Source organism: Glutamicibacter sp. Je.9.36 (assembly GCF_051129975.1).
Lineage (GTDB): Bacteria > Actinomycetota > Actinomycetes > Actinomycetales > Micrococcaceae > Glutamicibacter.
Genome location: NZ_JBCPSN010000006.1, coordinates 280,406 through 304,162, shown reverse-complemented (window position 1 = coordinate 304,162; position 23,757 = coordinate 280,406). Strand labels below are relative to the sequence as shown.

The following is a 23,757-nucleotide window of genomic DNA, read 5'->3' as shown; positions in this document are numbered from 1 at the left end:
GTTCAGTGGCGATTGCCACTGAACGCACCTCACTAGTAGAAAGCACTAAAAAGCGCTATTTAGCTTCAATTTCATTCATGATTCGAGCAAGCACATCGTTGGAATCGTAGTTCTTCACAGTAAACTCGCGTGCAGCTTCAACCTGCTCTGCCAGTTTCGCTTGATCCTGTACCTGACTGATCACGTATTGAGCTGCTGACGCAGTGTCTGCATGCAACCACTCATTCGGGTACAGCCATTCCGCTCCCGGCCAGGCCAGGCCAACCGGCAACGCACGGGATGCCGCTCCATCTGCAAGGGTGAAGTGGAAGGACTCGAAATCACTAGTGGATACGGCAACACCGATCTCCTGGTACCACTGGGCCATATTATCGCCTTGAGGGTCGAAGACCACAGCACCGCGGAGTAGATCAGATTCTTCAATACGAGCATACTGCGCCTCGTAGAAGGCCATTTCTTCCTCGCGTGCAGCCATCCAGGGGTAGTCTTCCGGTCGTTTGCCCTTGACACGCAACGTGAAGCGGCTGTCGATTGCACGCAACTTTTCCAGTAGATCAAGCACGAGGTCGAATCGCTTCATCTGCGGAACCATACCGACGAAGCCCAATACAAATTTAGAATCATCGGACTTGGGAAGATCCAGCATTCTGGTATCCACAGAGTTAGGAATGACCATCGTTTTTTCCTCAGGAATTCCGAACTTTTGAATCGCCATTCCTCGGATCAATTCGCTGACAAAGATCACCTTGTCAACCTTCTTGAAGTTCACCGATCGAGGGTATTCCGTAAATAGTTCCTGCGAGTGGAATCTGGTCACCAGTTTCTGCCCAGGCTTCAAATGCCTTGAATACCACGCCAAATTGCCAAGTGACCATTCGCAGAATATTGTGTCTGCTTCTTCGAGAAGATCTTGGCTCACGTCAACATCATGATTGGCGTGGTCGCTCCATGTGTCTAATGTCACCTCGTGACCGCGGTTTGTCAGTTCCGTCAAGATCGAACTGGCAAATTTCAGGTCATGTCCGGCAACCAAAATATTCCGCGACTCATTCGTTTTTGGATAGCCGGCGAGAGATTCCTCAATTTCATTAAGGCCCAGTGGGCGTCGAAGGCATATGGCCTCTTCGGAAGAACCTACAATGCTGCTACTACGCGTCAAGGTGGGCAACTGCGCATCCACGTGCTCGCGCATCCAGAGCGGCAGGCCCTGCGTACCCACGTACTTGTCAGAGACCTGTACCGTTGCAGCTTGGCCATAGAACATGGCAGTTAGCATGTCTTCAAGAACCTGATGATCTTGGAGAATTTCTTCAGCGTTGGAGGCAATCACGTCTGCTTCACGAACTGCGTCATTGCTCATTACTGCAATTCCTGCAGTTCGCAGAATGTTTACTGCAGTATCATCGTCGCCGAACCCGGCAACGTATACCTGCATAGGTCGCACGCTAGCTGCTACAACATCCCAAGCAATTTCTTCGGTTAACGTCTTCAGTTCAATGCCAAGTGATGGCAAAGTCGGGATATCAACTGCGAGACCAGCCATGCGAAGCGCCATGGCCAAACGATGGTGCGCCAGATGCTTGCGGAAGGTCACACGCAATGGCTCCCAAGCATCGGCCACGCGATCAGCTTCGGAGTTCATCCATAGTGTTGAAATCAGTTCCGATTCCCGGCGCGAACCGACCACAGGAACCGACCCATCAAACATCCAAGTAACGCCGAAGCTCTTGCCGCTAATTACCGGAGTACCACATGCCGCAAGCTCGAAAACTCGACGGGAGAACATGGTTGGCGAGGCATTCACCGAGTTAACGTTCACGTGCACCGGATGAGACTTGTAAGCCTCTACCATTTCTTCGTAAGTCAGACCGCCCTGGACATAGTCCTGCAATGCTGGTGGGAACTTGTATGGCGATTCAGGATTATCGGCTTGGCGATCATAGATGGTCAGTCCCTGGGGACGTGCTCCTTCGAGGATTGCGCGCAATTCCTTCGAACGCTCCGCATAACGATCACCATAATAGGAGCCACCGTACGCTACGGTATGCGAGTAGGTGCGGGAAGATCCCATTGGATTGTGGATTTCCGCTTGCGCCCAGAAGGAAAGGCTGCCCAACGCCTTGAGGTTTCCACCACGGTGATCCCAGTAGTCCCGCAAGCAGTTGGCGTCAGTAGTCAAGACAACGTCGAAGTACTTTGCGGTACGGCGGAATCGATTGAAGTGAACCGGGTCTTCCTTGTTCCAGAAGATTGTTGGGATGTTCTTGCTACGGCAGTAGCCAATTAGTGCTACAAGATCCGCGCATTGCTCATCGTCGTAGTAACCGACCTTGCGGGTCCAAGTTCCATCATTGCCTGCCCACGCCGATTCTACGAAGAGCACATCGACCGGATTCGTTGTCAATGCCTCTCGCCAGTTATCAGGAGTTGGCGACACGACATTAACTTCGCGGCTGATGGTTGAGGTCGTAAATTCGTCAGCGATAAGAGCCATACGAATCTCATTAAGCTTCTTGCCCGTTGACCTACGGCCCTGGACACTGGCAGCTTGGGCAACGAAAGTTTTTGCCACGATTGGCCATGTACGGTTCTCTACCGTCCACTTACGGGCACGACGCCCCATATCCTGCGCGGTCCTCGGATCATTAGCCAGGAGGGCGATCGATTCAGCCAAGGACTGCACATGATCCGCTTCAAAAAGCAAGCCACGAGCACTATCGGTACCAAGCAACGTAGCAATTGGCGAAACGTTGGAACCGATCACCGGACGGCCTGCAGCCATTGCTTCAATAGGCTTCAATGGTGAAACTAGTTGTGTAACAATATTCGATTTTCGCGGGCAGACCACGGCGTCAAAAATTGCCAGGTAATCGTTGATTTGTTCATTCGGTACGCGCCCGGTGAAACGAATTCGCTCTTCCAAGCCCAATTCGGTCACTTGCCGCTTGAGCGCGGGTAAGACCGAGCCGTCGCCAACGATTAGTGCGCCAACGTGCGACAGAGATTCTGGTAGCTCGGCTACCGCGTTGATTAGTAGATCCAGCCCCTCGTAGTCCACAAGGCTGCCAGCATATCCAAGAAGGAACTCGCCCTTCTTTTTCTTGTCAACGACCTTCGATCGCTCAGCTGGGAGAGGGACGTACTGGAAAATGTTCGCAGCATTCGGCAAGATTTCAATCTTGTCCCTTTCCGCGCCGCGCTTCACCAGTTCCTCACGGACTTCCTCCGTGATTGCGAAGGCACGATCCGCTTCGTTCGCCACCAGAGTCTCAATGCGGCGTGCTAGTTCGAATCGTTCCGATTTATGCCAAGTTTCGTTACCAGCGGCTGCGGTGATTTCCCAAAGCCCACGTACTTCGTAGATGAACGGAATTCCAAGACGACGAGCTGCGATCAATGCTGGCAACGCCGTAATGTGGTTGGACGCAGAAACGATCACTGAAGGTCGATTCATCATCGCTTCGCGAACATAAATATCTGCCGCGATCTGCACAAACTTATCCAGTGGATCGCTACGTAGTGATACACCTGGGTTAAAGTACGTATCGACGCCCTGGTAATCGCGAATCAGACGCTTTTCTTTAGGCATCTTCTTGTTGACTTTGGAGTCCCAAGGGTAGCCAGGTCGTGCTGCAATGAAGAGATCCATGCCGGCTTCGGTGACGGCAGTGGTGAGACCAGTCGTACGCGTCGAATAACCGTTGCTGTTGTATTCTCCAGTGCTGTGGGCGCAATACATCACTTTATCCGGCTGCGGAATATAAGCAGGCGTAGAGGTCTTCGGAGGAACTACCGGCAAAGAATCGAGCAGTCTAGCCTGTCCCAAAATCTGATCATGCAAGGCACCGAAGCTTGAAGGTGCTTTCTCTTTTTTGGCAAGTGCGCTTAACCCTTCCGCGGGTTTCACGATCTCGCCGTTGCTTCGATAACGGGCTATATAAGCATCCGCTTCACGCTTGGTGGCATCGAGGAAGCTGTCCTGCGAACTAATTACGTCTGGACTAAAGGACGGAACCACGTTCGCGGAATCGGTGATGCCCTTTAGTGCCAAAGCATGAGATGGGTTTTCGACCTTGCGTGGAGGAACCGGTTTACGCGAGAACGGACTCCTTAACCCTCGGGCGGCTCTCACGACCGGATGGTTCTTCAGATTCTCATAGGCTGACTTGAACTTCTCGGCCCGATAATGTTCGTTCGCCAGTTGTTTCTTGAGGGTCGATGCCTCATTACTAAACTTCTGTCGCGCGTCATTGACGGTGGATAGTTCTCGTTCAAGCCTTGCGATTAGCCCCTCAGATTTTACCCGGCGTGCTCGGAGCTTCTCATTCTCAATCGATAGTTTCGATAATTGGGTACGGTACTTCACCAGGTCATCGAGAACTCTGGTTTCGAAGTCACCCCCTAGATCTAGATACTCTTGTCTAATGCTAAAGAGTTCGGCGCGCGAACTAATTGCTTGGGCCGTACTACGATTCGATCGTTTCAACTAGGAAACTCCCTAAACTTTGCGTTCTTGTCCATGAGTAATTCTAGCCGTTCGACTGGTACAGCTAAATTCGGGCACTTTGACACGAAAACTACTGCTTAAACTTCTCCTTTATTCACTTGGTCTTCAGCAGACGAGTTCCCCTTGCCCTACGTGTCAGGGTTGAACGGTACCAACGCCTCATAGCAAACCCATCCCAGCGCGTAGGGCAAGAATCAGGACTCTAACACCCGTGTCGAATCTAGACCTACCTCAAATGAAACATGATAGTCCTATGACTAATCCCGGACCCCGTGCCGGTGGCCAGTCCCGACGCAGGACATTCACCCCCACCGAGAAACTTGATCTGCTTGCCGGCTATGAGGAAGCCATCGTCGGGCCGAAGGGTGGCGCCTACCTGCGCGAGAATGGCGTCTACTCCTCGCAAATCACCGAATGGCGCAAACTACGCGACGCCGGAGTCCGCAAAGGAGAAACAGTTGGAGCTCTTATCGGCAAGCTCAGCGCCGGACAAGCCGGGATTGCCCGTCCGCGCCGCCAGTTAGAGGTGAGCGAGGGATAGCGGAAGAAAACTGAGGATGCCCTGGACATCCTGGGAAACTCTCGGCGTTCTTCGAGAACGCTATCAATGAATCACAGGACCAAGCGAAGTCCAAGAAGAAATGAAGCGGGCTGACCAACAGTTGCTGGAGTTCAAAATCCCGCAACGCAACACCGCTGACATGGTCGGTGTTTCACGCACCACGATGAACCGCGCACCGAGCAAACCGCAGGACGGTGCGCGTCCGGCGACGCCGAACTAGCTCAGCATCGTTGAGCGGGCTGCAATTCTCGACCCTTTGAATGGTCCTGAGTGCGTGGATGTGGCGCCGATGCAGGTCTATGCAAAGTTACTCGATGACGGCCAGTATTTGGGTTCTTTATCGACGTTTTACCGGGCGCTCAATGAGAATCGGCTGGTCAAGGAACGTCGCTGATTGGCGAGGCATAAGCCGCGTTCGATCCCCGAGCTGGAAGCCGCCCCTTACGGTGAGGTTCTCAGTTGGGATATCACAAAACTGGCAGGCCTGGTGAAAGGCAGGTACTTCGACTGATATTTGATGGTCGATATTTATTCACGGTATATCGTTGCCGCGCTCGTGCCAGCTACCGAGTCCGGTCAGCTGGCAGTGGAGAGGATAAGAGAGATCTTTGGCGTCCACGGAATTCCGCAGGTGGCCCACGCGGACCGCGGAACGAGTATGACGTCGAGGACGGACGTGGTTTTGCTCTCTGATTTGGAAGTGGCTAGGTCTCATTCGAGACCTCAGGTGAGCAATAACAACCCCTATTCAGCGTCAGTGTTCAAGACTTTGAAGTATGTTCGGCAGTTCCCTGAGCGTTTCTCTTCGTTGGGTGATGCACGGCAATTTATGAGTGAATTCGTCCAGTGATACAACCACGCTCATCAGCATTCAGGGATAGGGTTGCATACGCCGGAGGACGTTCATTTTGGGCTGGCCGATTCAGTAACTGCGAAACGCTCACAGACGTTGGCAGCTGCGCGTGCGCGGCATCCTGAACGTTTTAGTACGGCGCGGGATCCGACGATTTTGGCGATGCCTGAAGCTACGTGGATTAACGATCCGAGGGATCAGGCAGTTCAGGCCGTTTGATAATTATTTAGACTTGCGTTGGTACCGTTTGACTTGAAAATTCCGCGTGGGTGATCGTCGCACTGTAGGACCGGGTTCCTCCGGCTGCGGCGATGCACCGCCTTTGAGTCTTGCGCTGGATCCAGGCGACGGCCCTATTCACTCCCGGGGCACTTACGGGGTAGGTTTGGCAAGCTTCCCTGCTGCCGGTAAGTGTCTTGATAATGGCGTAGGTGTGGGTTCGTGCGCGGGTATCGATTCCGATGACGTAGTCGTATTTTCTGCAACGAAAGTCACGACGGCTTCGCCTCCTTTTCCGGTTGGTGGCCGTTTGGTTGGCGCCGGTCCGGGTGGAGTAATTGGCAGGCGAATCTCTAACGAGTCACACGTCCCAAGAAAGGGGTGCGGGCTAACTTCTATGAAGCCATATCAAGTGGCCGGATTTGCGACACCCAACAAGACGGACGAGTCGTTGAAAAGTCATCCAGAAATCAGTGAAGACAATGTGTTGATGAGTCACATCTTGGTCGGCGGAATCTATCTTGCCTGTGAGACTTAGGTCAGCTGGTCTGGGACTAGCTGGCAGGATGGATGCCAGCCGCACTCACCGCCGGACGTGACTCGTATCCTGCCTGACCCTCTGGGTGTCTTTCCGCTGAATTGTCCGTCTAGTTTGGTGGGGCAGCTGGTGTATGTCCGGCCCACTTCGGTAGCTTGATCAGAAGAATGTCCGCCCTTTTCGGGCGTGACCCATCACAGTACTGCTCCGTCGTGATTCCTACCCCGGGCTGGTATCGGCCGTGCGCGGCCAGCAACCATACCGGCTAAGGAAAGATACGGTGACCCGATGTCTATCGTCGCTCATTCTCACCCATTCGTTGTCGGCGTTGATACGCACGCTCGCAAACACGTCTACGCACTCATCGACACGACCACGGGTGCGCTACTCGAGACCATGGACTTTCCCACCAGCGCAGCGGGGATCAATCGGGCCATCGCGTGGGTTTCCCGCCGGACCGACGCCACCGCGAACACTCTCTGGGTGATCGAAGGTGCTGCGACCTATGGTGCGATTCTTGCGGGAGTCGTTGCTGCTCAAAACTTCCCGGTCGTCGAAGCACCGTTTATGGGAAAACGTCATAAGGGTGCGGGAAAAAGCGACGTGCTAGATGCGCACCGCATGGCAACTGCGGTCTTGGGCCTGCAGGAGAAGAAACTACGCCGACCGAGGGCCCACGAAGGTATCCGCCAGGGCTTGCGAACCCTCTTGTCTGCTCGTGACTCGATGACCCACGACCGAACCAGGACCGTCAACGCGTTGAATGCACTCGTGCGCGCCAATCCGCTGGGCGTTGACGCCCGACAGAAGCTCGCCGTAACTCAAATCGGGGAGATCAGTCGGTGGCGCGAACGGGAAGAAGAGCTGTCCTTAAGAATCGCCAGGGCAGAAGCCGTGCGGCTGGCCAAGCACGTTGATACCCTCGATGAGCAGTTGAAGAACAATGAGATCCAACTTGATGAGCTGGTCCGTGCCTCTGAAGCAGCCGAGTTGCTGAACGAAACTGGATTCAAAGCGATTACCGCTGCGAAGTGCTTGGCGGCATGGTCTCATGCGGGCCGAGTGCGCAGCGAGGCCGCTTTCGCTGCATTGGCCGGCACCAGTCCGATACCAGCCTCGTCCGGTAATACGACCAGGCACCGACTGAATCGTGGTGGAGATAGAACATTGAACGGTGCTTTGCACATGGTTGCAGTGACCTGTATGACTCATGATCCCGAAACGCGTGAGTACGTTCAGAAGCGCCGGGCCGAGGGGAAAACTGACAGGGAAATCCGGCGGTGTTTGAAGCGCTATTTGGCGCGTCGCATTTTCAAGATTCTGAGTGTTGCATCGATAGGAATCGACGTACGGAAGGCTGATTGACAGACATAGAAGATTCAGCCGGTCCCAGACGACCTGCCAATAGCCATTGGAGACGTGATGAGATTCCGCGTCCACGACGATGCGAGATTACACACCTTCTGTCAAGACCATTGGTACCCTCAAGCGCTATTCGGCACCAAGCAGGTTGATACCCTCGACGAGCAGTTGAAGAACATCCAAAGCCAATTGGATGAGCTGGTCCTTCCCGCTGAAGCATCCAAGTTGTTGAACGAAAACGATTGCAAAGTGATTACTGCTGCGAAGTGCGTGGTGGCATGGTCTCATGCACGTAGAGTTCGCAGTGAGGCCGCTTTCGCTACCTTGACCGGTACCAGTCCGATACCCGCCTCCACGGGTAATACGAACAGACACCAACTGAATCGTGGTGACAATAGGACCCTGCACAGTGCAATGCACATGGTTGCAGTTACCTGCATGATTCATGGTCCCGAAAGCGAGAGCATGTTAAGAAACGCTGTTCCTTCGCGCAAACCCGCTTCTTAACCGTCAGGGTGCCGGCATCATGCCAAATTTTTTAAGAGCCAATAAACCAAATATTAATATACATTCAATCTGATGACTAGTACCCAATATTTTCTGATTATATCCTATTTTGTATCGACAACTGTCGTCTCAGGAAACTCCTGAAGAACGGAATTTACCGGGATGCTGTATAGCTCTGGCCAAGCAATCTGAATGATTCGATGATAAATATTTCCTTTTCCGCGTTCTTTCGCGGGTGCGGAAAGTAAAGTGCGAATTATTGAACGACTGTTTATAAGAATGTGCGTGTCAAAAGCGATATCGCTCTCGTGGCTGATATTTCCTAGCCAAGAACCCATTCGAAGTTCCCAGTAGTACAGGTCAAGCGGGTCATATCCTGGAACTTCAAGTATTCCAGTCGTTTCCATATAGGAAGACGTCGCCCTCAAAGTTTCGATTGTATAGCCAGTCTCAAAGGTGAGGATATCACTCAAAACCTCAGGGGTCACAACACTTGGTGCGTACTTTGTTCGGTAAGCAGCAATGGCCACCTCGTTGAAACTCGACCGGATATGCATGGTGTCGTTTTCAAGCTCGATTAAGTATCGTTCGGCGACGTTCCTATTGCTCGCCTTGGGGGAATTGCGGCTGAGAACACGAGCTAGTTTCTCATTCTCCAAAGGTCCTTCGATGTTCATTAGATGGTGATGTTCGAGCCCCATCTCTTTCGCGATTCGGACACTGTCATTTGCATCCAGTTTAACCGCCCTTAACCTGCGAGAATAGTTCAGTGCATAAGTGAAATAATGGAAGCTGTTCTTGACAGGTCGTAATGCTGCGAGTGTGGTTCTGGAATCTTGGCCCGCGGTGAGGGACACCACTGGATTGGGGTATTTCAGAAGGTGCTTTAGCTGAACTCGCATCATTTTCAATACTCGCTGGGCCACTTCGTTCAGGGATGCGGGCTCCGGTGCCGACATGGGAATTCGTGAGTACTCGAATGTTTCTATGTTCAGTTGATGGTTTGCATTGAGGAACTTGACACCTTCCCAATGAGATTCGTTCCCGGGGTAGCTGAACGCTTTGTTTGAGGAGCGCCATTTGGCGCTTCCGAAAACAGAGACGGCAAGCCCGCCGGCCGTCTCTGCGACAAGATTCTGATGTGAGGCGATGATTCGACTTTCAGCATTCCAATAGATACTTCTTAGAGCTACTGCGTCAGACTGAATCCAGGTACCCTTTGGGCCGCTGTCGATGATTATGTAACGCCCAGATAAATTTTCGAGTTCTTTAAAATAATCACTGCGGGATTCGTTCAGATTTTCAAGGAGACTCTTCACTATTTGAGTAGTATTCGAGGTGTCTTGCACTAAATCGATGGCATGACCCAATAGTGTTATTGAGCATTTTCCGTTAGTGGCGTGCGCTAACTGAATTCTAGGATCATAGGCTAAATGTAGTCCATTGATTTCGAAGCGCTCCCAATGTGGCGATGGAAGTGCTTGTTCATTGTCGGTAATAAGATAGCCGCGGGCGAAAACTAAATGACTATAGTCCTTTTGTGGTCCAACTATCTGGGCATTACGAAACTCAGTATTAATCATGAACGGATCCTATCAAGTAGTTCTACAACTGGTCACTTAATTGTGGCGCTCAACCACTACGACACCTGACCTTCGTCAAGTTTGAATCTCTCCATCGGCAGACGGGTGCCACGCTCTGCCGTAGATTATGATGAGTTGTAAAACTTCTTTCAACATCCCGTTGTTACCATAGTGGGCCGGGCAAGGCACTATCAACCACAAATGTTCAACTAACAAGAGGAACTAATCATGAATATTGAATGTGCGAAGCGTCAAAGCTTCGGTGCTAGGTACGAAGCGACTGCTAGCGACAAACGTCTTGTTAACCAACTGTTGCAGGGAATGTTGGCGATGTCGCCTCATCCTACATGGGAACTACCTGAAGTTCCCACTTGGCTAGAGAACCCGTTCGACGACAACAACTGGCAGTTTCAATATCACTCATTGCGCTGGCTGGATCCCTTACGCCGCGAAGCTGTCGCCGGCGATGATGCGGCTCGTCTTGTTTGGGAACGTTACGCCCAGTCGTGGCTGGCGGCGAATCCTGCGGGTAGCGCTCCATCCAAATGGGCTTGGACGGACATGGGCGATGCTTTACGGACATTTGAACTAGTTTTTGCCACCACGATGTATAAGGTCGTACCGAATTGGCTGGTTACAGCCCTGGAAGTTCATGCAGCCTGGCTCGCGGATCATAGGAATCTAGGTCACGGCAATCACGCACTTCACCAGCATCAAGCATTGTTCGTTGTTGCGAGAGTCCTCGAAGACGAACCCCTAGTTCAACTTGCGTTGTCCCGCCTGGAATCTATGGCAGCTTCAAGCTACGACGCTCAAGGAGTAAACGAGGAAGGAAGTATTTCTTATCAGGAGGCCAACTTCCACTGGTGGAATGAGGCAATCGCGCGTGTAATGCTCGAAGGGATCGATCGTCCAAGTTGGGCAGATACTATCGCATTGGCACCTGAATCATTGGCGCATGCAACCCAGCCAAATGGCAAGTATGTTCGACTCGGAGATATGGATGGAGGATCACCGTCTAAAGTAAACTCTCCTTTCACCGATTATGTATCTAGTTCCGGATCAGCTGGTATACCTCCGTCGGACCTTATCAAGATTTATGATCGTGGTTATATTTACGGCAGAAGCGGCTGGGGAGAAACGGAACGTAATTTTGAAGATGAAACTTTCTTCTCAATATCTTTTGGGGAGCAACAAAAAATTCACGGACACGCTGACGGTGGTTCAATCACATATTTTGCGTCTGGACGTCCGTGGATAGTTGATACAGGGAAATTCACTTACGGTTCCCATCCCATGCGTCGATACGTCGTAAATAGGGATGGACATAATCTACTTTTTATCCGCAACAAAAAATACGATCGATCCGTTATCGTCAATTTATTCCGCACAGCGGAGTCAGACCGACATTTCGAGGCCGTAACACGAGATACCGGATATGATGGTGTTCTGCTAACCAGAAGAACTATATACTCGAAACACGGTGATTATTTACTGGTTTTAGATGCAGTTTCAGCGGATTCCGAGGTTGAAGTTCACCAAAGATGGCATATTGACGAGAATTCAGAAGTTCAAATCGGTTCAAAAGTTGCCCTAATGAAACGTGCAAATTCAGAGAAATCAATTTATTGGTTGGGACGCAGCGGAGCAATCACAAGTGTTAAAGGCAATACTGATCCATTAGATGGCTGGACAAGTGTCGGTTGGCGAAAGAGCGAGCCTACGACAGTCGTGACGGCCACGCAAAAGGCAAAACAGATTACATTTCGTACCGTGATCGGCGCGTCCACAACAGTGCAACCTAATTCTACAGTGCGAAATCTTGGCGACGGATATCAAGAGATTCAAATTCATGGTCGAAATGGGCTTGAATATGTGTTGATTGGCAAAAATTCTGCCTCTGTTTCTGATACGCCTTTTGATGAAGATAAACTAGCTTTGTCGAAAGCTGGCAATCAGAACCCCATTTCATCCCCTGCCTTCAACGTGGAAGATCTGATCCGCATATCCGAAGACGACCGAAACAACGTACAGCTCCGGAGAAGTTCCTTGGCCAAGGCGTCGAATGAATTAGAAAGGATAGGCATTAATTCCGCTTATCGAAGCGGTTTAGTTTCAACAATGATAGATCTTGCAGGTGATGATCTTGACTTGCCTTCATCCCTTAAAGATTCATCTAAATCTCGAAGTCCAATTATCAATTGGGATAGCCTTCAAAAGCTTACACACAGATCCGGAATCGTGAAAAGTTATACTTCGCGCACTGAGGCTGCCCGTGATTCGGACTTTTCAGGTCTCCAAACCTATCGTTTTGGCAACTTAACTATGCCTGTAAAATCCCTCCCAGGTGATAGCAATACGTTGCATGTCACCTTTCATGGTGCGCTAGATCGTGGAAAATATTCCCTCCCCCGGTTCGAGCGAGCACAAAGCCTGAGCTGCTTTGCGAACCATCAATTGATATTCGCTGATCCCACGTTGGACCTTGACCCAGCACTAACCCTAGGGTGGTACTTAGGTGCCGCCGAGCAAGACTTGCACTTAGAAATTGCACGCTTCGTACAAGAGCGAATGAAGTTCTTGGGAAGCAGTAAGGTTATCCTCTCGGGAAGTTCCGGAGGAGGATTTGCTGCTTTGCAAGTTTCGGCCCTTTTGAACGCGAGCACCGTGTTAGCCTTCAATCCTCAAACTGCTGTCACCTCATATCATCAGCGCTTGGCACACAAAGCTCTCAATGTGGTATTTCCAGATAATTCATATTTACACCCTGAGAATGAAATGAGAGTTAAGGTCTCAGAGAGATTTCTTAACACGGAACCTAATGTCCAAATAATATTTATTCAGAACGACGGCGACACTCATCACTCGATCCAGCATAGAATCCCATTCCTAAACGCGATAGAAGGTGTAAAAGGAGTGGATTCCAGAACCATTACTGAGTCGTGGGGCGCTGGGCATCGTAGTCCTAGTAGCGAGGGCTATATAAGACATCTCACTGATTTGGGTCTACTACTTAGATAAGGTTCCCATTTAAAAACTCTTTTGTCAGGCGATTCCTTTATGTCTTTGACGTAGATTCTCCATGTCATCAGGTCGATAGTTCCAATGAGAGTTTTTAAGCCAGCAATGTCGGGTCCTCAACCCGGCGAAAGCGAGACGGTATCCGGTCGCTTCCGGAGTGGCCTCTTTATCCGAGTTCATCGAAACACGGAACCATTACCTTGGTCAGCTCATTACCACTAGGGGATCCTCGGAATTCCGGGGATCTCCTATTTGGTCATATCGCTTCGTAATTCCTGTGTGTCTTGAAGTGGCAGGACTCCTAACCCTTTATTCATAGAGTTGGTAGTCATTTTCGGCTCTTTAAAAATAGGTGTCTTGTATCAGGACAGCGCTAACTGCTTAATAGAGTTTGTCAGTACCGGAAGTCCGGCTCCCTGGGTGCGACTGCCGGATAGGGTGAATTGGTACTGTTTAGCAGAGATATTTGGTAGCACCTGTGTACCGAAACGGTGTGAAATCTCGTGACTTCGTGGACACTGAAACTCAGCACTTCGTGGACAGTGGATCTCAATACTTTGTATGTCCTGTCTCAAGACATTGTGGACACACGATCTCATAAGATCGTGGACACGATGTCTCATGCCTTCGTGGACATTTGAGACGTGACTTTCTGGCACGCTCAATCGCATGCCTAACGTACTATCTCCACGCCTCCGCGCGATCATCATCAGCTTCGATCCGACACAGCCCGATGCCCTGACGATCAGCGAATTCTGCAAGACCCAGAAAATCTCACGAAGCATCTTCTACCGCATCCGCGAACGAGCCACCCAAGAATCAGCCGGCGCGCTCCACCCGCGCTCCAGAGCCCCGAAACTACCCTCTAGGCGCTACGGTCCTGAAGAGATCAACGAACTAGTCAGGATCCGTAAAGAACTCAAGAAAGACGGCCGGGACTACGGACCGAAGACCATCCATTACGAAGCAACTGTCCTAGATGAATTTCCTGGCGGCCAGGTCCCGTCCGTGGCGACCATTGCGAGGCTACTGGCCAGTGTCGGACAAGTTGAACGCAGCCCTCGCAAGCGTTCTAAATCCTCTTACGTTCCCTTCGTACGCCCAACTGCCATGGCTTTGTGGCAACTCGACGCGTTCGAGTTCAGAACTCTCTCCGATCAGGTGGTGACCGTCTACCAGCACATCGATGATGCGACGCGATTCGATGTGGGCTCCAGCGCGTACGCACGGCACGAGAACAGCGGCGACGCGCAACAGGTGCTCGCCCACGCCATCAATGAGTACGGGCCACCCAAGGAAGTCCTCAGCGATAATTCCAAGGCGTTCAACCAGCTTCGCGGCGGAACCATAGGCATCGTTGAGGCCTATCTAGCTTCCCAAGGAAGCATGCCGATCACAGGACTGCCGGGCAGGCCGACGACGCAAGGTAAGAATGAACGTTCGCACCAGACCCTTCAACAGTTCCTCAAAGCCAACAAACCCCAAAAACTTGCTGACGTGCAGAATCTACTTCGCCGCTACCGTGAGCATTGCAACCAGCGCCGTCCACATCAGTCCTTGAATCAAGCAACCCCACAGAAGGCTTGGGAGCTACTGGAGCATACACCGGCCACCGAGTCGATACCGATGGTGGTGCTGGAAGCCAAGGCTGCTGAATACCTGATGAAGCGCCGAATCGGCAGCTCGGCGGTGAATCGTGCTGACCTTGTCGTTTCGAAAACCGGTGACATCCTGAAGAAGCTCAAGGAGCCGCAAGAACCCGACATGGACCGAGAAAGCCATCAGTTACTGGTACGGGTCAATAAAGACAACTGTCAAGCGTATTAGCGGGGCAAGCAGATCTCACTGCCGCAGACTTATGCCGGCCGACAGTTCCTGAGGACCATCACCGACGACGAATTCATCTTGTCGGACCCCGATACCGCCGAAGTCGTGTTGAGCTTCCCGTTGCCCATGGTGGCATTGCGTGTTCATCGGCGGTTTGTGTCCTCGTACTCGATCAGAGGAATTCATTTGGCGAACCCAACCAAGCAGTGGAGCCGGAAGACCGCCGAATACCAGGCTCAGTACGAAGCTCGGGAAGAAGACATGCCCGAGGTGTTTGATTATCGGTAGTCAGCTGTTGCCGGCGGCTCTCGAATGGGAGCTGCCGGTAGCTGTGTACAAAGTATTGAGATCCACTGTCCACGAAGTGCTGAGTTTCAGTGTCTACGAAGTCACGAGATTTCACATCCGATGCGCGCACAGGTGCTACCAAATACGTCTGCTAGACAGGGCTGGCGGACCGGGAGCACAAGCTGCCGACGATGATCGTGAGCCAGACTGATCCGTCGTATTGGGTGCAGGTTTTGCCTGACCGTGTTGCCGGGGATTCAATCGTGAATCGGTTGGCGAACAACACGAGGTGGCTGTTGCTGGGCGAAGCTGATATGCGCAAGCTGAAGCATGAGAAGGCGCGGGAGTCAGCTGATTTCTGTGAATAAGATGCGGTCCGTTCCCTGACAGCTCATCCCGAGCCTTCCCCTCAATAACGTAATGGCTCAGAACCCCTGACGGGGTTTTGAGCCATTACCAAAGGCAGCGTCCTCCGCTACCAGCTAGCCGGATTTAAAATACCACCTGCCCGGAGCAGGTCCTACCGCGTTGCCAGAACGGCACTACAAAGAAACGCTATTTAGCAGTCAAGTCACTTTTCGTCTTCTAGGTCAGTTAATGATTGCTGTTGTAATGAAATACCCGGGATAGGGCTGCTACACGAAACAGGTGTTCTTCAACGGGAAACCCACCAGCTGACGGCTTACGCCGTGCGCTGATGGGCTCCGAATCACAAAGAAAATCGACGTAAACATAAGCAGGACTGCTAATGACTATTACCCAATTCAAAAACTGCCGGTCCGTGCTATTTATTTGAAGTGACAGAGAAAAATTCGGCTAGTTCCTTATCTTGCCATTCTTCCACATTATAGAATGCGACCAACTGCCTAATAATTTGCGAACACTCCTCGACTTCTCCCGTTGCGACCCCCTTGAGTTTCTCTAAGTACCATCCCTTAACAAAAGGCTCAAGTCGCAAGGAATTGTACTCTTCCAGCAACCCTATTTCATCTAGCCACTTCGAACGCTCACGCTCTAACGGAATATATTTCTTATAGAAACTTGCTCCCGTAGAATTGACGGTTGAATTAGCAACAGCGGCAAAATATACATGAATCGGCTGTCTGGTAATTGAAATCCTATTCGCGTAATAAAGCATTTGCTGGAAAAAGAATGAATCCTGCCCAACAGCGCCAACTGGTTGTTCAATAGGTAAGGACTTCAGCCATTGTGTATTAGCAACCAAGGCTTGAATACTCATCGGAGTGAACTTAATCTTGGTCAATAGACCGGAATCTATCGAATAGGTCGATGGTGATACTTCATTCTGATGAACGCGCTTGAGCAAGACGGATGCATAGTTAATTAACTTCTTAGTGGCACCGTTTCGAATCATGTTTCCAATCGCAAAATTGGATTCGTTATTTTTTGCAAGAAGTACAAGATCGGCGTAGCCGTCCGAAACTGCTTCATTGTCAGGATCGAGATAGGTGACCCAAGGCGAACTAGCTAACTCCAGCCCTTTATTCCTTGGTCGAGAAGCGCTCCCAGATCCGCCAACTTCGAAAAAGAAAGCAGAAACGTTATCGAATGAATCTGCCAAATCTCGCACTACAGTTCGAGTGGAATCATCGGTCGATCCGTCGTCAATTAACAGAATCTCCATATCTGTAAATATTGAGCTTCGTCGAAGGGATTCAAAGCACTTAAAACGAAGATGATCTCCGTTATTATACACTGGTACAATTACCGTAAGTATTGGCTTATGAGATTTATAAGAATGAATCCTTGGTTTCTCTGATGGAGAAACTCCGAGGTTATCAATTGCAAACTTCTTCTGGGCATCTTTTTCGTGAATTGACTCGACCCATTCCAGATGACCATGTGTTGGGATAGCTTCATCCGAATAATCGAAGTGCGAGGAGGAATTAGGATTAGCTGATTTGAAAACGATATCCGCATCGACAAATTTTGTCGCATTTATCAAGTCTTGAAGATAGGTTTCACTGTACTCATAGTCCTTGCTGATAGCGCAAACCAAATCTAGGTTCTCGCCCCTAGCCTGGTTCATAGAATTGACCAAGCTGAACTTAGTTGCTCTATCAAAACCTCCTAATAACTGTGAGTTCATGAAACGACGAGCGGCTGTTTCCTCGCCAAGAATACCCACGGAGCGAGAGTTTGATTCTTCTGGTACTAATCCACAAATCGAAAGCAAGTTGCGGATCCGGTCGAAATTAACGTGATTCGTATATGCATTTCTTAAACCGAACATCTGATTTTCATAAAGTTCAGTCGGACCCAACGAAGATAAGATGCCCATTACATCCGAAGGTGTTTCCGGCATGTAGACATTTGGGAACAGATTGTTAACGCCGGCATTGTAATTAGACAGCACGGTGCAACCCATAGCCTGAAGCTCAACGACCCTGTTCGCGTACATAGTATTGCTATCAACGACGGAATTCAGATTGATCACAATGTCGCTCGAACGGTGAAGCTTTAAAAGTTCATCATGAGGTATTGCTGCTTCGATGTACGGCAAATACTGTTCAGGGAAACGATAATTCGGATTATTAAGGCCTGAATTACGATCGATAATACGAAGCTCTCGTTCTGAAGCTATGACACCATCAAATATCTTGACAGCCGCCTCACGCCGTGCGTCGTACTTGTGATTATGCCAACTTCCAGCAAAAACAATGTCATCAATTCGGTGCTTACGGCTACCGATTGGGTTGTGATGCTTGAAGTCGATACTAAACGGCAGGACATCGACTGTTAAGGCCTTTGGGCAGTCATTCTCGTACCGCTCCACCATTTCAATAGCAGTCGTGAAAATGTGATCGCATAGACTTGCCGTACCTATAAAGACCGAATAATTCGGTGGGTCTTCCTTCGAGTAGAATGCAACTGGAACGCCAGAAGAATTATAAAAAGGGATCAGTTCATTCTCAATGATGTGACGTTTTCGGCTCTTTGGCTGAGAGGCTCCAACCCATTCCCCGCTGAGGCCCCGCCAAGTACTTGTGATCAGGACTAGATCTAAGACATCTTCGTAATCTTTGTAATTTTCTGGCGTCAAAGGAATGAAATTCGCTGTGCTTGAAAAACTTTTATACAAAAATTCGTCCGCTATAATACCAATTTTGATATTGAACGCATCGTTCCATCTCTGCGATACGGCAGAATGTTGATTAATTATCGGCTTGTATTGATCAATTATCGACTGTTTTTGATCAATAAAATATTCTAATCGTTGAGAGTACTCTTCCTCAGATCTAGCATGTCCAGTGAACGGGTGTGATCCAATTAGACCTTCTTCGTAATATCTAGACTCAATAAATGCTTTGATATCGTAGTTTGGCGGGTATCCTTGGGCAGTTGAAAGTTCCGCAATACGAGCGTCAATCAGTTTAAGTCGCTTAGAAAGCTTTCGAATATCCATATTCTTATTTACCCGACTTCCATTTCCAATACTTTAATTGAGCACTTCCTAATTTGGATTTGCTGAGTGCCTCATGTTTTAGTTTCAGAGCATTATATTTTGACCCGAGATGTTCAATTTCTGATTCGAGAGCCGCAATTGAACTCAAGTTACTATTCTCACGGTCTAATAGAATTGATTTAAGCTTCGCATTTTCCCTTGCATAAATTCCTCTATTTTTAATTAGACTGCTGTTCTCTCGGGCGATCCTTCCTCTGTCGATTGATAAGGTCTTCAACTCGGCACTTAGCTCCTCCGACTGATCATCACGAGTTGAAATCATCCTTAGCAACTTCTTTTCACGCTCGTAAGATGTCTGGAGCTCCAATGAGAGCGATCGTACTTTTTGCTCCAAATTCTCATGCATAACTCTCGCATTATTCAAAATTCTCTCGAATTCCATTTCAGAAATTTTAGTCGCGTTTTTCATATTCTCCTTTCAACAAAAATATCTACTTTATTTTACGCTATTATGATGTGTTTCTATCACGCAGTTTTCCATCAATTTGCTTCTAATGTAATTTGTTTGGTTTTTGCCTTAGGCGTTGGCTGAAATAATCGCAAAGGCGGAAAATAGATCTCCTCTTACGATTTTTGTCCGTCTGTATGCCGTCGTCAGGGCATGCGTTAACTCCTTTGACGCCTATAACAGTATTCCATATCGTGTTACATTCCGTATCGTGTTATCAGTGTCATGTCTGAGAATTTTCAGTGGTAGTTCAAGGCTACGTCTGCAAACGATCTTGGCAGGTCAGGATCGCGCTGGCAGGATTGGTTCCATTCACCTTGGGACCACTCGCGGATATTGAGCCAACGGTGCAATGCCCGCGACTTGATCCTAACTTGTTTTTTTGTGGCTTGCGGCACTAACCCGGGCAGTCACCGTAGGGATTGATAACGGCCATCGGTTCATAGTTTTTTTCCCTCTCGGTCAGAGAGAATATGACCAATCGCCATCATGAGTATCGCTACTATGCACCTTCGGGCGTGCTTGAGTCTCCTGAAGTTTGGTGGACACTTCGAACGCATATTCACCTCGGCTACTCGTACGCGCAGGAAAGAAAGACATGCCAAGAATCTCCATCGATCATCGATGCGTTCAAGATAAATGCCGTCGAGCTCGCGGAATCAGAGAGGTCACGCACTCTCCGGCGCATCCGCGAACTAACGTTGGAAAACGAGGTGCTGCGCAAAACCGCAGCTACCTTTCCAAGTTGCATATAAGATCACGTGAATAATGTGCCAAATCGTCCAATAATCAGCCGCTCGAAGAGGCACGAAACACATTCCTGCGGCGGTGACGTGTCGAGTTCTTGGGTTCACCAATCAGGCGTATAACAGTTGCTGAATCACCCCTATCCGTCATGTAATCGAGGACCTGGAGCCGACGACGAAGCTACGTGAGCTGTATGAGGAAATCCTGGGGATGGCCACCGTGCAGCTTTCCGGCGGTCTCACACACGGCGACTACAAGGCATCTGAATAGCCAGTGTGGAGGTTATTCCTTAAAACGGAGAGCGTTCGGTCTTAAGTAAATGCAGGCACGAGTAGGCCCCGGCAGGCCCGCCGGCACATGATGAACTGATGCAACACAGGTGCACTGCTGTGGAGCCCAAATCAGTTGTGGGTGACCGATAGCACAAAGAACCAGAGCAATGTGGAGAAGCTGTGTTTATTTTCGTACAAGAAAGTATTTTGCAACCGGGTTTTCAGGTATTCGATGGACTCAAGGACAAAGGTCTAGTTTGTGTCATAGTCCACACCGACTGCGGAAGCCAGTGATACCCCAAGAAATTCCCTCAAGTCCTGGAAATTCTCGGGCTGGTTAGTTCGATGGGCCATGTCAGAGCATCCAGTGACAATGAAGCTACGGTGTCGTTCTTCATCCTCATGCCAAAGAATGTGCTGGATCGCCGTCGGCTGACAACTCCCCTAGGGCTGAATGTGGCGATCGTAACTTGGATGGGGGTGCTCCTATGTTCTGTGTCAAGCGATTTTCAGCTCCGGAACGTCATAAAGTGAGCCGTGCCGGATCATCGCGAACAGCACGGTCAGCTGTCGGTGGGCCAGCGCTATGAGTGTTTGGTTATGGCGTTTACCCTGGGCCTGCTTCCGGTCATAGTACTCTCGGCTGGTCGGATCAAAACGGAGGGAAGTACACGCCGAAAAGAAAAGCGCCCGTTTCGAGCGCTTGTTCCCTGAATGGCTGACGCGTTCGGACTTGATGGAGGTCCCTGACTGTCTCGTGGTCGGAGCGAGCCCGGCGTAGGAGGACAGTGCGGCAGCACTGGTGAAGGTCTTGCCTGAGGTCTCGGCGATGATGATCGCAGCGGTCCTGACAGCGGCCCCTGGCATGGATGTCAGGACCGGGTCGCTGGCCCTTTCGCAGGTCGGTGGACAACGGTGGCGGAGACGAACTGCTCGGGACGGTTTTCAGAAAGTTGGCGGTACCCGAGGCTGATCAGCACTCATATCAACATATCTAACTCCACATGGGACGTTAGATTTTAGGACGTGGTGATGGTTCGGAGCGGAGGATAGAGCACTTTATATTCCCAGTTTAGATTATTCTTTCGACTTTAATGAATTTTATTGACATAGATCGCCATGAAATACCCGAGTTACGAGCGAACCACATAAATTAGTAGCCCTCGCGAAATTTCGCGAGGGCTACTATCAGAAATTCTATTGGCTAGTCGGCCAGATCAATTTCTCGTGCGACGCTCGCACCAATCGCCGCACCCACAACATCCAGAACGCCCTGCGGCAGTGCCGAATCAATATTGATCACAGCCAACGCTTCCGCCTTCTTCTCATCGCGCGATACCTGCATACCGGCAATGTTGACGCCCTGCTCCCCCAGCACGTTGCCCAGCGAGCCAACGACGCCTGGACGATCCGCGTAGCGGACCACGATCATGTGATCCGAAATAGGGATTTCGATTTCGTGGCCGTTGATGCCTACGAGCTTCTCGATCTGCTTAGGCCCAGTCAAGGTGCCTGCCACAGCAAGCTGGGTGCCCTCGTTGGTGGACCCCTTGATGGTCAGCTGGTTGCGGTACTCAGGCGAATCAGGGGTGGTGATCAGTCGGGTGGCAACTCCACGCTGTTCAGCCAAGACCGGTGCATTCACGTAGGAGACCTGATCCGAAACTACGTCCATGAAGACGCCCTTGAGTGCCGAGAGCTCCAGAGCCTTGACATCCAGTGAAGCGATCTCGCCGGCAACTTCAACGTCAATGCTGGTCAGGGAGCCGGAAGTCAATGCGTTGAAGATACGGCCCAGCTTCTCAATCAGCGGGATACCAGGGCGCACGTTCTCATCGATGACGCCGCCAGCAACGTTCACAGCATCCGGGACCAATTCGCCGGCCAGTGCCAGGCGAACCGACTTGGCTACCGAGACGCCAGCCTTTTCCTGTGCTTCATCGGTTGAAGCGCCCAGGTGCGGGGTGACGGTGACGTTCTCGAATTCAAAGAATGGAAGATCGGTGCTTGGCTCCTTGACGAACACGTCAATGCCGGCGCCTGCGATCTCTTCATTCTTCAATGCTTCGTAAAGCGCATCCTGATCCACCAGACCGCCACGGGCCACGTTGACCACGTATGCGGACTTCTTCATCTTGGTGAAGGCATCCTTGCCCAGCATGCCCAGGGTTTCCGGGGTCTTTGGCATGTGGATGGTGATGAAGTCGGCCTCAGCCAGCAACTCGTCTAAGGTCAGCAAGGTGACACCCAGCTGTGCCGCGCGGGCAGGGGTGACATATGGGTCATAGGCAACGATTTCCATGCCGAAGCCCTGCAGGCGGGCAGCAACCAGTGCACCGATGCGGCCCAGGCCGATAATGCCGGCCTTCTTCTCGAAGAGTTCAACGCCGGTGTAGGCGCTGCGCTTCCATTCGCCGTTCTTCAGCGATGCGTTGGCAGCAGGAATGCGGCGCGCCAGGGACACGATGTGGCCCACGGTCAATTCAGCCGCGGAGATGATGTTGGAGGTTGGAGCGTTGACCACCATGACGCCAGCCTGGGTGGCTGCCTTGATGTCTACGTTATCCAGGCCCACGCCGGCACGGGCGATAACCTTCAGGTTCTTTGCTGCGGCGATAGCTTCGGCATCCACCTGGGTTGCGGAGCGAACGAGGATTGCATCTACCTCGGCAATGGCTTCGAGCAGCTGGGAGCGGTCAGCTCCGTCGGTCTGACGAATTTCAAAGTCGGGGCCGAGAGCAGCAACGGTTGCTGGGGAGAGTTGTTCGGCCAGAAGTACGATTGGCTTGTTGTCAGACACGGGTGTGGCACCTTTGCGATTTCTTGGGCTGATGCTGGCAGATTGGCGATGGTTGATAACCGCCAACATGTTCCACCCTAACGCTGGAATCGTTTGAAAACCGTTGAATTCACGCATATTACGCAGCCTGAGCGTCACTTTGTGAAAACTTTCACTAATTAGCTAGAATGTGAATTCTGCTCCATAGCCGGGCCTCCCCCGGATGCCCGGCTTCGAAGCGCTCACTCCTCGCCCGGTATCTTCGTTTGAAAATCGACGCTTCCACGGAAAGTGCCAGCAGGCGATGCGCCGATCGCGCAGTTCGATGACAGAAGCGCACCAGGACACTTGTGCTCCGCGAGCACTGGCTGTCGCAGACCGAGTCGTCCCTGTCCGCCTGTTTCGCGGTTTCCCTTCGACCAGAACTGGATTCATGGGAATTGATGATTGCCTCCCACAGTGGTCCCCCTGGCTACCCAACACAAGCTTGATGACTTTTGATTTCGGTGTTGAAAAACTGGCATAAAAGCGTATTCCTCGGTGCAGCACGAGCCCTGAATCCGTCATGTAACCGGCTGTTTAATAGCAAATTTAAAGTCGCTGTTATTTTTAGTAGCAGTTTCGGCAATTGAGTTGTAGGCTGATGCCAATACATGCAAGGACTTTGGGGAGTCCGCACTGTATCTGGGGGGAAAACCGTTCGAACTTGGTGGTCGGATGGCTTTGTGTGCTTGTCTTTGACGCACACCTTGGAGCA

General features: G+C 50.8%; 9 protein-coding genes and 4 pseudogenes. 6 read left to right on the top strand and 7 right to left on the bottom strand.

Features of this window, described 5'->3' with window-relative positions; all coding sequences use genetic code 11:
* Positions 1-55: 55 nt before the first annotated feature.
* Positions 56-4,366, bottom strand: a complete 4,311-nt coding sequence (locus tag AAZQ98_RS15690) for a glycosyltransferase (RefSeq protein ID WP_434693576.1) — start codon at positions 4,364-4,366, stop codon at positions 56-58.
* Positions 4,367-4,760: 394 nt separating this feature from the next.
* Here AAZQ98_RS15690 and AAZQ98_RS15685 point away from each other — a divergent pair.
* A pseudogene (locus tag AAZQ98_RS15685) lies at positions 4,761-6,141 on the top strand (DDE-type integrase/transposase/recombinase).
* A 43-nt stretch (positions 6,142-6,184) separates the two neighbouring features.
* Here the strand turns inward: AAZQ98_RS15685 and AAZQ98_RS15680 are convergent.
* Positions 6,185-6,417: pseudogene (locus tag AAZQ98_RS15680) on the bottom strand (IS110 family transposase); the annotation flags it as partial.
* A 550-nt stretch (positions 6,418-6,967) separates the two neighbouring features.
* Here AAZQ98_RS15680 and AAZQ98_RS15675 point away from each other — a divergent pair.
* Together AAZQ98_RS15675 and AAZQ98_RS15670 are read left to right on the top strand one after the other, a co-directional pair.
* Positions 6,968-8,044: an IS110 family transposase gene (locus tag AAZQ98_RS15675; protein ID WP_434693574.1), complete on the top strand. Its 1,077-nt coding sequence runs from the start codon at positions 6,968-6,970 to the stop codon at positions 8,042-8,044.
* 57 nt (positions 8,045-8,101) lie between these two features.
* Positions 8,102-8,548, top strand: a complete 447-nt coding sequence (locus AAZQ98_RS15670) for a transposase (RefSeq protein WP_434693571.1) — start codon at positions 8,102-8,104, stop codon at positions 8,546-8,548.
* A 104-nt stretch (positions 8,549-8,652) separates the two neighbouring features.
* Here the strand turns inward: AAZQ98_RS15670 and AAZQ98_RS15665 are convergent, their stop codons facing one another.
* Positions 8,653-10,131 carry a hypothetical protein gene (locus AAZQ98_RS15665; protein WP_434693569.1) on the bottom strand — a complete coding sequence of 493 codons (1,479 nt, stop codon included), beginning with the start codon at positions 10,129-10,131 and terminating at the stop codon, positions 8,653-8,655.
* Between the two features lie 228 nt (positions 10,132-10,359).
* On the opposite strand from AAZQ98_RS15665, the gene AAZQ98_RS15660 reads away from it, so the two are divergent.
* The 3 genes and pseudogenes from AAZQ98_RS15660 (at position 10,360) to AAZQ98_RS15650 (ending at position 15,635) form a co-directional block, all read left to right on the top strand.
* Positions 10,360-13,152, top strand: a complete 2,793-nt coding sequence (locus AAZQ98_RS15660; RefSeq protein WP_434693568.1) for a heparinase II/III domain-containing protein — start codon at positions 10,360-10,362, stop codon at positions 13,150-13,152.
* Between the two features lie 669 nt (positions 13,153-13,821).
* A pseudogene (locus tag AAZQ98_RS15655) lies at positions 13,822-15,267 on the top strand (integrase core domain-containing protein).
* 191 nt (positions 15,268-15,458) lie between these two features.
* Positions 15,459-15,635 carry a hypothetical protein gene (locus tag AAZQ98_RS15650; protein ID WP_434693565.1) on the top strand — a complete coding sequence of 59 codons (177 nt, stop codon included), beginning with the start codon at positions 15,459-15,461 and terminating at the stop codon, positions 15,633-15,635.
* 416 nt (positions 15,636-16,051) lie between these two features.
* Here AAZQ98_RS15650 and AAZQ98_RS15645 read toward each other — a convergent pair whose 3' ends face one another.
* From AAZQ98_RS15645 to serA, 4 genes and pseudogenes are all read right to left on the bottom strand, one after another.
* Entirely contained in the window at positions 16,052-18,694 is a 2,643-nt protein-coding gene (locus tag AAZQ98_RS15645) for a glycosyltransferase (protein WP_434693563.1), read from the bottom strand.
* Between the two features lie 4 nt (positions 18,695-18,698).
* A complete protein-coding gene (locus AAZQ98_RS15640) occupies positions 18,699-19,163 on the bottom strand; it encodes a hypothetical protein (protein ID WP_434693561.1) in 465 nt (154 codons plus the stop codon).
* A gap of 1,556 nt (positions 19,164-20,719) precedes the next feature.
* A pseudogene (locus AAZQ98_RS15635) lies at positions 20,720-21,103 on the bottom strand (transposase); the annotation flags it as partial.
* 322 nt (positions 21,104-21,425) lie between these two features.
* On the bottom strand, positions 21,426-23,021 hold the full coding sequence (gene serA / locus AAZQ98_RS15630; RefSeq protein ID WP_434693558.1) for a phosphoglycerate dehydrogenase: 1,596 nt from the start codon (positions 23,019-23,021) through the stop codon (positions 21,426-21,428).
* Positions 23,022-23,757 lie beyond the last annotated feature (736 nt).

What these genes read in the sequence shown, in the direction of transcription:
- AAZQ98_RS15670 (WP_434693571.1), top strand. Translation starts at nt 8,102, where the DNA reads ATGAGATTCCGCGTCCACGACGATGCGAGATTACACACCTTCTGTCAA.
- AAZQ98_RS15675 (WP_434693574.1), top strand. Translation starts at nt 6,968, where the DNA reads ATGTCTATCGTCGCTCATTCTCACCCATTCGTTGTCGGCGTTGATACG.
- AAZQ98_RS15640 (WP_434693561.1), bottom strand. Translation starts at nt 19,163, where the DNA reads ATGAAAAACGCGACTAAAATTTCTGAAATGGAATTCGAGAGAATTTTG.
- AAZQ98_RS15645 (WP_434693563.1), bottom strand. Translation starts at nt 18,694, where the DNA reads ATGGATATTCGAAAGCTTTCTAAGCGACTTAAACTGATTGACGCTCGT.
- AAZQ98_RS15660 (WP_434693568.1), top strand. Translation starts at nt 10,360, where the DNA reads ATGAATATTGAATGTGCGAAGCGTCAAAGCTTCGGTGCTAGGTACGAA.
- AAZQ98_RS15650 (WP_434693565.1), top strand. Translation starts at nt 15,459, where the DNA reads ATGATCGTGAGCCAGACTGATCCGTCGTATTGGGTGCAGGTTTTGCCT.
- AAZQ98_RS15665 (WP_434693569.1), bottom strand. Translation starts at nt 10,131, where the DNA reads ATGATTAATACTGAGTTTCGTAATGCCCAGATAGTTGGACCACAAAAG.